Source organism: Cellulomonas algicola (genome assembly GCF_003851725.1).
Lineage (GTDB): Bacteria > Actinomycetota > Actinomycetes > Actinomycetales > Cellulomonadaceae > Cellulomonas > Cellulomonas algicola.
Window position 1 is genome coordinate 1 of the sequence record NZ_BHYL01000347.1, and the last position, 7,717, is coordinate 7,717.

At 73.6% G+C, this 7,717-nt stretch carries 7 protein-coding genes and 1 pseudogene; 3 read left to right on the forward strand and 5 right to left on the reverse strand.

Features of this window, described 5'->3' with window-relative positions:
* Positions 1 to 169: 169 nt before the first annotated feature.
* Together ppgK and map are read right to left on the reverse strand one after the other, a co-directional pair.
* A complete protein-coding gene (gene ppgK, locus CTKZ_RS18620) occupies positions 170 to 955 on the reverse strand; it encodes a polyphosphate--glucose phosphotransferase (RefSeq protein ID WP_124344323.1) in 786 nt (261 codons plus the stop codon).
* Positions 952 to 1,824, reverse strand: a complete 873-nt coding sequence (gene map, locus CTKZ_RS18625) for a type I methionyl aminopeptidase (protein WP_124344324.1) — start codon at positions 1,822 to 1,824, stop codon at positions 952 to 954. The genes ppgK and map overlap by 4 nt, the downstream gene beginning before the upstream one ends.
* Before the next feature lie 78 nt (positions 1,825 to 1,902).
* Between map and CTKZ_RS18630 the strand changes: the two genes are divergently transcribed.
* A complete protein-coding gene (locus CTKZ_RS18630) occupies positions 1,903 to 2,076 on the forward strand; it encodes an SPOR domain-containing protein (RefSeq protein ID WP_124344325.1) in 174 nt (57 codons plus the stop codon).
* A gap of 63 nt (positions 2,077 to 2,139) precedes the next feature.
* Here the strand turns inward: CTKZ_RS18630 and CTKZ_RS18635 are convergent, their stop codons facing one another.
* Genes CTKZ_RS18635 through CTKZ_RS18645 form a run of 3 tightly spaced genes read right to left on the reverse strand, consistent with a single transcriptional unit; the run spans position 2,140 to position 5,647 of the window.
* A complete protein-coding gene (locus CTKZ_RS18635; RefSeq protein WP_124344326.1) occupies positions 2,140 to 3,123 on the reverse strand; it encodes an endonuclease/exonuclease/phosphatase family protein in 984 nt (327 codons plus the stop codon).
* The gene (gene panB, locus CTKZ_RS18640) at positions 3,120 to 3,932 is read right to left on the reverse strand and encodes a 3-methyl-2-oxobutanoate hydroxymethyltransferase (RefSeq protein WP_124344327.1); all 813 of its coding nucleotides are present in this window, start codon (positions 3,930 to 3,932) and stop codon (positions 3,120 to 3,122) included. Before panB ends, CTKZ_RS18635 begins: the two co-directional genes overlap by 4 nt.
* 47 nt (positions 3,933 to 3,979) lie before the next feature.
* Complete coding sequence (locus tag CTKZ_RS18645; RefSeq protein WP_124344328.1) at positions 3,980 to 5,647, reverse strand: NAD+ synthase; 1,668 nt, start codon at positions 5,645 to 5,647, stop codon at positions 3,980 to 3,982.
* A gap of 93 nt (positions 5,648 to 5,740) precedes the next feature.
* On the opposite strand from CTKZ_RS18645, the gene CTKZ_RS18650 reads away from it, so the two are divergent.
* Positions 5,741 to 7,078, forward strand: a complete 1,338-nt coding sequence (locus tag CTKZ_RS18650) for a glutamine synthetase family protein (RefSeq protein WP_124344329.1) — start codon at positions 5,741 to 5,743, stop codon at positions 7,076 to 7,078.
* 88 nt (positions 7,079 to 7,166) lie between these two features.
* Positions 7,167 to 7,717 (forward strand): annotated as a pseudogene (locus CTKZ_RS18655) (bifunctional [glutamine synthetase] adenylyltransferase/[glutamine synthetase]-adenylyl-L-tyrosine phosphorylase); the annotation flags it as partial.

The window sequence follows — 7,717 nt, forward strand, 5'->3', positions numbered from 1 at the left end:
CGGGCGACGGCCGCCCCGAGACCGGCGACCTCGCCGGCCGTGACCGCCGGGTCGACGACGAGCGCGGTGCCGTCGTCGCCCACGACCAGGCTGGACGTCGTCGCGTAGACCGCGCTCGTCGCGACGTGGACGCCGGCGGCGACCTCGACGAGCGGGCGCGGGCGGGTGGTCAGTGCGCCTTCGCCGCGAGGGCCGCGGCGCCCACGATGCCCGCCGCGTTGCGCAGCTCGGCGGGGATGATGCGGGTGCGGAGGTCCAGCAGTGGCAGGAACTGCTCGTGGTGCTTGCTGACGCCGCCGCCGACGACGATGAGGTCGGGCCAGAACAGGTTCTCGACGACCGTGAAGTAGCGCTGGAGCCGCTGCGACCACGCCGCCCAGTCGAGGTTCTCGCGGTCGCGCGCGGAGTCGGCGGCGCGGGACTCGGCGTCGAACCCGTCGATCTCGAGGTGCCCGAGCTCGGTGTTCGGGACGAGGCGACCGTCGACGATGAGCGCGGACCCGATGCCGGTGCCGAGCGTCACGACGAGCACGACGCCGTCGACGTCCTTCGCGGCGCCGTACTTCACCTCGGCGAACCCGGCGGCGTCGGCGTCGTTGACGGCGACGACCTTCCGGCCGGTCGCCGCGCCGACGGCGGTCTCGACGTTGGTGCCGATCCAGGACTTGTCGACGTTCGCGGCGGACTGCGCGACACCGTGCAAGATCACGGCCGGGAACGTGACGCCGATCGGCACGTCCTTGTCGAGGTCGAACTTCGCGACGACCTCCGCGACCGTCTGCGACACGGCGTCGGGCGTCGCGGGCAGCGGGGTCGGGATGCGGACCCGGTCGGACGCGAACTCGCCCGCGTGCAGGTCGACGGGTGCGCCCTTGATGCCGCTGCCGCCGATGTCGATGCCGAACGCGACGTCGTGCTTCTTCTTGCCGTGCTTGGTGTGCTTGTCGTGGCTCATGGCAGTGTCAGGATCTCCGCTCCGGTGTCGGTGACCAGCAGGGTGTGCTCGAACTGCGCGCTGCGACGGCCGTCGGCCGTCACGACGGTCCAGTCGTCGTCCCACACGACCCAGTCGGGCGTGCCGAGGTTGAGCATGGGCTCGATGGTGAAGACCATGCCGGGCTCGATGACGGTGTCGTAGAGCGGCGCGGCGTCGTAGTGGGGGATGACGAGGCCCGTGTGGAACGCGGGGCCGACGCCGTGGCCGGTGTAGTCGCGCACGACGCCGTACCCGAACCGGGCGGCGTACTTCTCGATGACGCGGCCGATGACGTTGACCTCGCGGCCCGGCTTCACGGCCTTGATCGCGCGGTCGAGCGACTCGCGCGTGCGCTCCACGAGCAGGCGCGACTCCTCGTCGACGTCGCCCGCGAGGAACGTCGCGTTGTTGTCGCCGTGCACGCCGCCGATGTACGCGGTGACGTCGATGTTCACGAGGTCGCCGTCCTCGACGACGGTCGAGTCGGGGATGCCGTGGCAGATGACCTCGTTGACCGACGTGCACAGCGACTTCGGGAAGCCGCGGTAGCCGAGCGTCGAGGGGTAGGCGCCGTGGTCGAGCAGGAACTCGTGGCCGATCGCGTCGAGCGCGTCGGTCGTGACGCCCGGCTCGACGTGCCGGCCGACCTCTTCGAGCGCCTGCGCCGCGATGCGCGCGGCGACGCGGACCCGTGCGACCGTCTCGTCGTCGAGGACGTTGCTGCCGCGCCAGGGCGCGGGGCCGGGCTTGCCGACGTACTCGGGGCGGGCGATGGTCGAGGGGACGGCGCGGCGAGGGCTCACCGTGCCCGGGACCAGGGCGGATCGTGGCGCGTGCACGGGCGGCATACCTGGCAGTCTACGGACAGCACGAGGGGGCGGCCCGGCCGGGACAGGCCGCGGGCGGCGACGCGAAGGGAGCGGACGATGGCGACGCAGTACTGGTACAACACCGAGACCCACGTCGTGGAGGAGGGCCGCCAGAGCGACTGGAGCAAGCTCATGGGCCCGTACGCGACGCGCGAGGAGGCGGAGCACGCGCTGGAGCGGGCGCGGCAGCGGACCGAGAGCTGGGACGAGGAGGACCGCCGCAGCCGCTGACGGCGGCCGCCCCCGCGGCCGGGCTCAGCGCGCGACGAGCCGCGCCCGCGTCCCGGTGTCGGCTCAGCGCGCGACGTGCCGCGCGACGACCGGGCGGTGGTCGCTTCCGCCGGTCGGCGGCAGGACGTCGAACGACGTCACGCGCCAGCGACGGCCGTCCACGAGCACGTGGTCGATGGGTGCCGCCAGCAGGGTCGGCGCGCTCGCGGGCCACGTGCCGTGCGCGCCCATGCCGGCCGCCCGTGCCGCGTCGACGCACGGCCCGAGCGACCGCAGCCCCGGGTGGTCGAGCGTCGCGTTGAGGTCGCCTGCGACGATCGCACCGGGTGTCTGCGCGCACGTGCGCGCGACGAGCGCGGTCTCCTCGCGCCACGTCCGCATCGCCGACCGCTGGATCGGCGCCAGGGGGTGCGCGGCGACGAGCACGGGTCCGTCGTCGACGGGTTCGGCGCGGAGCGAGCCGAGCCGGGTCGGCAGCGGGTCGGCGTCGGCATAGCGGCCGACGTCGGGGGAGACGAGCAGCGCGGTCCCGGCGATCGTGGGCACGTCGCCGGGGGCGGTGAGCACCTGCATCGGACGGCCGCGGTCGGCGAGCAGCGCGGCGACGTCGTGTGCCGTCCCGGCCGACGTCTCCGGCAGCACGACGACGTCCGCGTCCTGGGCGTCGACGAGGTCGGCGAGCACCGGGGCCCGCACGACGTCGAGCGTGTTGAACGAGAGGACGACGAGCTCACCGCTCGCGGACCTCGTCGCAGCTGCGGTCGTCGCCCCGGTCCCGGGGAGCGGGACCGAACGCCACGCGAGCACGCCGGCCTGGCCGACGGCGCCGACCGCGAGCACCACGACGAGCGGCAGCATCGGTCGGCGCGCCCACGGCACGGCCGCCAGGAGCAGCGCGACCGCGAGCGCCCCGGCCCCGAGGACCGCGCGGAACGAGACGAGCTGCGCGACCCCGTACAGGCCGCCGCCCACCGGCACCAGGAGGACGACGACCACGACCGCCGCGACCGCGGCGAGGACCCAGCCCGCGACCCGCGCGGGCGTCACGCGTCGAACTGGTGCGCCGCGTCGGGGAACGTGCCGCCGCGGACCTCGTCGATGTACGACGTCGCAGCAGCCTTGAGCGCCGCCCCGACCTCGCCGAACCGCTTGGCGAAGCGCGGCGACCAGTCCGTCATGCCGGCCATGTCCACCCAGACGAGCACCTGGCCGTCGCACTGCGCGCCGGCCCCGATGCCGATGGTCGGCACGGCGACGATCTCGGTGATGCGGGCCGCGAGCGGTGCGGGGACCATCTCGAGCACGATCGCGACCGCGCCGGCCTCGGTGATCGCGAGCGCGTCCTCCGACAGCCGCTCCGCCGCGACGTCGCCGCGCCCCTGCACGCGCGGACCGCCGAACAGGTTCTCGGACTGCGGGGTGTAGCCCAGGTGGCCCACGACGGGGATGCCCGCGTCGGTGAGCGCGCGGATCTGCCGCGCCACGCGCTTGCCGCCTTCGAGCTTGACCGCGTCGACGCCGGTCTCCTTCATGAGCCGCACGCCGGTCGCGAGCGCCTGCTCGGGCCCCGCCTCGTACGAGCCGAACGGGAAGTCGACGACGACGAACGCGCGCTGCGCGGCCCGCGCGACGGCCCTGGCGGGCGGGATCAGGTCGTCCACGGTGACCGGGAGCGTCGTCGCGTGCCCGTGCATGGTGTTCCCGATCGAGTCGCCGACGAGCAGCATGTCGACGCCGGCCTCGTCGAAGATCCGCGCGGTGACCGCGTCGTAGGCGGTCAGCATCGACAGCCGCTCGCCCTGCTCCTTGGCCTGGCGCAGGTGGTGCACGCGCACGCGCTTCACGTTCTGGGTCATGGAGATGCTCCTGGGGTCGGTTCTCGACGGTCGCGGGCGGTGACGCCTCAGGGCTCGCGCCACCGGGACGTCACGGGCAGGCGGCGGTCGCGCCCGAACGCGAGCGCGGTCACCTTGGGGCCGAGGGGGTACTGCCGGCGCTTCCACTCGGCGCGGTCGACGAGCGTGACGACCTTGTCGACGACGGCCGGGTCGAACCCGCGGTCCAGCAGCTCCGCGCGGCCCTCGGCGTGCTCGACGTACGCGTCGAGCACCTCGTCGAGCAGGTCGTAGGGCGGCAGCGAGTCCTGGTCGGTCTGGCCGGGGCGCAGCTCGGCGGACGGCGGCTTGGTGATCGACGACTCGGGGATGGGCGGCGTCTCGCCGCGGGCCGCGGCGTGCGCGTTCCGCCAGCGCGCGAGCGCCCAGACGCGGGACTTGTCGACGTCCTTGAGCGGCGCGAACCCGCCGATGCTGCCCGCGTCGTAGATCGTCGCGTAGCCCGTCGCGAGCTCCGACTTGTTGCCGGGCGCGATGACCAGGTGCCCCTCGCGGTTCGAGATCGCCATGAGCAGGACGCCGCGCACGCGCGCCTGCAGGTTCTCCTCGGCGACCCCGTCGAGCGCGAGGTGCTCCTGGAACGCGTCGACGACCGACGCGATCGGCTGGACGCGGTAGTCGGCGCCGATCCGCCGGGCGAGGTCCGCGGCGTCGTCCTTGCTGTGCTCGGAGGAGAAGGACGACGGCATCGACACGCCGACGACGTGCTCCCCGCCGATCGCGTCGGCGGCGATCGCGGCGGTGAGCGCGGAGTCGATCCCGCCCGACACGCCCAGCAGCACCGACCGGAACCCGTTCTTGCGGACGTACCCCGCGAGGCCGGTGACGATCGCCCGGTAGACCTCCTCGTCGGCCTCGAGCGGCACGGCGAGCGGACCGGGCTCGGGCGCGGCGCCGCGCTCGGGCAGGTCCCACACCAGCAGGTGCTCGACGAACTGCGGCGCGCTCGCGAGCACCGTCCCGTCGACGCCCACGACGAACGACCCGCCGTCGAACACGAGGTCGTCCTGGCCGCCGACGAGGTTGACGTATGCGACGGGCGCGTCGACCTCGCGGGCGCGGCGGGCTGCCAGGTCGACCCGGACGTGGCCCTTGCCCTCCTCGTAGGGCGAGCCGTTGAGCACGACGAGCAGGTCGACGTCGTTCTCGTCCATCTGCGCGACCGGCCCGCCGTCCTGCCAGATGTCCTCGCAGATGACGACGCCCACGCGCGCGTCCGCGACGTCGATCACGCACGTCTCGTCGCCGGCCGCGAAGATGCGGAACTCGTCGAACACCCCGTAGTTCGGCAGGTGGTGCTTGTCGTAGCGGGTCTGCACCTTCCCGTGCCGCAGGAGCACCGCCTGGTTGGTGGGCAGCCCGCGGTCGTCGGGTGCGGCCGTGTCGCCCGCGCCGTGCTCCCCGACGGTCCCCACGAGCACCGTGAGGTCGCCGAGCCCGGCGTCGACGAGCTCGGCGGCCGTCCGCTCGAGCGCCGCCTCGGCGCCGCGACGGAACGACGCCCGCAGCGCGAGGTCCTCGATCGGGTACCCGGTGAGCGTCATCTCGGGGAAGACGACGAGGTCGGCGCCCGCGTCCGCGGCCTTGCGCGCCCACGTCACGACCGCGGCGGCGTTGCCGTCGACGTCGCCGACGCAGGTGTCGATCTGGGCCAGGGCGATACGCGGCCTCGTCATGGCGTCGAGCCTAGTCACCGCCACGGGGACCGCCCGCCACGTCGGCGTGGGGATGGCGGCCGGACGGCCCTCGCATCGGGCAGGATGTACGCCATGGACAGGCAGCAGGAGTTCGTGCTCCGCACGGTCGAGGAGCGGGACATCCGCTTCATCCGCCTCTGGTTCACCGACGTGCTCGGGATCCTCAAGTCCGTCGCGGTCGCGCCGGCCGAGCTCGAGAACGCGTTCTCCGAGGGGATCGGCTTCGACGGCAGCGCGATCGAGGGCCTGACACGCGTCTACGAGGCGGACATGATCGCCCGTCCCGACCCGTCGACGTTCCAGGTGCTGCCCTGGCGCGGTGAGCGGCACGGCACCGCCCGCATGTTCTGCGACCTGCTGACGCCCGACGGTGCGCCGTCGCTCGCGGACTCCCGGCACGTGCTCAAGCGCGCCCTGTCCCGCGCGAGCGACCAGGGTTTCACCTTCTACACGCACCCCGAGGTCGAGTTCTACCTGTTCGAGGCCCCCGCGGACCCGACCCAGGCGCTCGTGCCGGTCGACCAGGGCGGCTACTTCGACCACGTGCCGCGCGGCACCGCGCACGACTTCCGCCGCGCCGCGATCACGATGCTCGAGTCCATGGGCATCTCGGTCGAGTTCTCGCACCACGAGGCCGGGCCGGGCCAGAACGAGATCGACCTGCGCTACGCCGACGCCCTGACCACGGCGGACAACATCATGACGTTCCGCACGGTCGTCAAGGAGGTCGCGCTCGAGCAGGGCGTGTTCGCGTCCTTCATGCCGAAGCCGCTGTCGGACCAGCCGGGCTCGGGCATGCACACGCACCTGTCGCTGTTCGAGGGCGACCGCAACGCGTTCCACGAGCCGGGTGGGCACCTCGAGCTGTCGAAGACCGCGCGCTCGTTCATCGCGGGCCTGCTCAAGCACGCCGCCGAGATCACCGCCGTGACCAACCAGTTCGTCAACTCCTACAAGCGGCTGTGGGGAGGTGCCGAGGCGCCGAGCTACGTCTGCTGGGGGCACAACAACCGCTCCGCGCTGGTCCGTGTCCCGCTGTACAAGCCGGGCAAGGGCAACTCGAGCCGCATCGAGTACCGCGCGGTCGACTCCGCGACCAACCCGTACCTCGCGTTCGCGGTCATCCTGGCCGCCGGACTCAAGGGCATCGAGGAGGGCTACGAGCTCCCCGAGGGCGCCGAGGACGACGTGTGGGAGCTCACCGACGCGGAGCGCCGCGCGCTCGGCATCGACCCGCTGCCGCAGTCCCTCGACGCCGCCATCGCGGTGATGGAGAAGTCGGAGCTCGTCGCCGAGACGCTGGGCGAGCACGTCTTCGACTACTTCCTGCGCAACAAGCGCCAGGAGTGGGACGAGTACCGCGCGCAGGTCACGCCGTACGAGCTGCGGCGGTTCCTGCCGGTCCTGTGACGGTGCGCATGGTCGCGCCCGGGATCTGGCTCATGACCGAGCACCTCGCCGAGCGGACGACGGTGCACGCCGACGGACGGGGGCCGTCGTGACCGTCGACGGACGCAGCGGCAGCCTCGCGGGGCGGCTCACGCGGGCAGGCGTCGCCGACGTGGCGCGCGCGCAGCGGCTGCTCGAGGACGCCGCCCTGCAGGAGGTCGTGCCGGGGGCTGCCGACGTCCTGGCGGGCGAGCTGCACGAGCTCGCCGACCCCGACCAGGCGCTGCTCACGCTCGCCAAGCTCGCCGGCGCCGTCCGCGGCGACGACGAGCTCGGGGGTCTGCTGCGCGACGTCGTGCTCGACGGCGGTCCGCCCCGCGACCGGCTGCTCGGCGTCGCCGGGGCGTCCGTGGCGCTGGGCGACACGCTCGTCGCGCACCCCGAGAACCTGCGCGTGCTGGTCGACGACGAGCCCGCGCTCGGCGTGCCCGTCGGCGCCGTGCGGGCCGAGCTCCTCCACGCGGTCGGCGCCGACCCCGACGCGGCCGTCCCGGTGGCGACCGCGCCGGGCGGCACCGACGCGCTGCGGCGCGCGTACCGCACCCGGCTGCTGCGGATCGCGGCCGCCGACGTCACGGCCACCGACCCGCTGTCCCGGCT

Excerpts from the sequence above, each read along its gene's own strand:
- ppgK (WP_124344323.1), bottom strand. The coding sequence starts at position 955 with ATGAGCCACGACAAGCACACCAAGCACGGCAAGAAGAAGCACGACGTC.
- map (WP_124344324.1), bottom strand. The coding sequence starts at position 1,824 with ATGCCGCCCGTGCACGCGCCACGATCCGCCCTGGTCCCGGGCACGGTG.
- CTKZ_RS18630 (WP_124344325.1), top strand. The coding sequence starts at position 1,903 with ATGGCGACGCAGTACTGGTACAACACCGAGACCCACGTCGTGGAGGAG.
- panB (WP_124344327.1), bottom strand. The coding sequence starts at position 3,932 with ATGACCCAGAACGTGAAGCGCGTGCGCGTGCACCACCTGCGCCAGGCC.
- CTKZ_RS18645 (WP_124344328.1), bottom strand. The coding sequence starts at position 5,647 with ATGACGAGGCCGCGTATCGCCCTGGCCCAGATCGACACCTGCGTCGGC.
- CTKZ_RS18650 (WP_124344329.1), top strand. The coding sequence starts at position 5,741 with ATGGACAGGCAGCAGGAGTTCGTGCTCCGCACGGTCGAGGAGCGGGAC.